The sequence below is a fragment of the Streptococcus pseudopneumoniae genome (genome assembly GCF_001072375.1).
In the GTDB taxonomy this organism is placed as follows: Bacteria; Bacillota; Bacilli; order Lactobacillales; family Streptococcaceae; genus Streptococcus; species Streptococcus pseudopneumoniae_L.
The window spans coordinates 1-1,435 of sequence record NZ_JVKV01000001.1 but is presented as its reverse complement, the minus strand read 5'-3'; the positions used below and the strand labels follow the sequence as shown (position 1 = coordinate 1,435).

The 1,435-nt window shown below is 35.5% G+C and carries 2 protein-coding genes; both read right to left on the bottom strand.

Annotated features, from left to right (window positions below; genetic code table 11):
• Positions 1-41 precede the first annotated feature (41 nt).
• A complete protein-coding gene (locus tag ADH31_RS00005) occupies positions 42-743 on the bottom strand; it encodes a CPBP family intramembrane glutamic endopeptidase (protein ID WP_001170760.1) in 702 nt (233 codons plus the stop codon).
• Positions 744-794: 51 nt separating this feature from the next.
• A complete protein-coding gene (locus ADH31_RS10005) occupies positions 795-959 on the bottom strand; it encodes a hypothetical protein (RefSeq protein ID WP_007554479.1) in 165 nt (54 codons plus the stop codon).
• Positions 960-1,435 lie beyond the last annotated feature (476 nt).

Genomic DNA, 1,435 nt, shown 5'->3' with positions numbered 1-1,435 from the left:
AGGCGACGCTGACGTGGTTTGAATTTGATTTTCGAAGAGTATTAGCTAAAAACTAAAAATAGATAGTTTAAAATAGATACCAGTACTAGAACTCCGTTATTTAGCAAATGAACAGCTATGGAATCAAGGATATTCCCTCTACGAGCATAGGCTAAGTAAAATATCACTCCCAGTAAAAAATAAGTTACAAACTCTATCGGATAAAACATATGCAGATAGCCAAAAATCGCAGAACTTATTAGCAATTTCAACCACTTTTGATCATCTTTAAAAAAATAGTGGCTGAAGAATCCTCTAAATACTAATTCTTCCATGATTGGAGCAAATATACCAATTGCAAAATGAAAGGCGATGAAAAACAGAGGAAAAACTCGAGTGATCTGCTCACTTGTAGCCAGCAAGGCAGCATCGTTAGCAGATGTTGGATTTCCAGTAACCACTTGGATCAGGAGAGTACCTACAATCGCTACTAGTCGAGTAGCCACATAAAATAAAAGGGCTATTCCAAAATCCTTCCAGGTAAATTTGAGAGTCTTCTGCTGGTCTGGAATTTTCTTTTTATATTGTCGCCAAACAGCAACTAGCAAGAAAGTAGCAAGTACCAAATACCCAATACTAGTCGTCCACTTTAAGGATAGAGAACTAGAGTCTTCGAGAGCCAGCATTCTCATGGGAAATGTATTTACATTTATAATCAGTAAAATCATTCCTACAAATTTTAAACTATTTTTCAACTTTTGCAAACCACTACCTCTTCTTTCCTGAACTCCAGCATCTCCACTTACTAACGATGCTCATCTGTGTTTTCTTTCCTCTTTATAGATTTCTACTCCCTTGATCAGGGATAGTAAGACAAGGATAACCCCAATATCTAAATTGATCAAACTACCTCCATTAGCGAATAAATACAAACCCAAACAGGCTTGCGCTAAGGGATAGGCATATTTATTAAATTTCATAGATACTCCCCAAAGCTTTCTACAAATAAAGGAATGAATAGAATAACTTCTTAGTCTTGCTCACATAAGAGCATCAAATTTCAGATTTTCTTTTTTCTACTAACTATCTCTAAATCCAATTCAATAATACTCTTCTGATTAACTTGTAAGATCAGCTCTATTCTTTTAGGGTTGAACCAGACCACCGATCTACTAAATCATGTTTAGGAACAATCATAGTTTAGCATTTATTTCTAGGAATAGATTGCTCTTTCTTAAATTGTCATCAAAACATCCTAAATGGTAGTAATTGGTTTGCGGCTTAAGGACTTCAATGACCATCAGCTTCCTCACTTGAAGAAAAAGCGAACAAGACCAGATTCTGTTTATCAGAAAACTAGTTTTGTCCGCTTTTTATATTCGAGATTAGTCTCTTGATCCAATCTCTATGACTTATACTCTTCGAAAATCAAATTCAAACCGCGTCAACGTCGCCT

Excerpts from the sequence above, each read along its gene's own strand:
- ADH31_RS10005 (WP_007554479.1), bottom strand. The coding sequence starts at position 959 with ATGAAATTTAATAAATATGCCTATCCCTTAGCGCAAGCCTGTTTGGGT.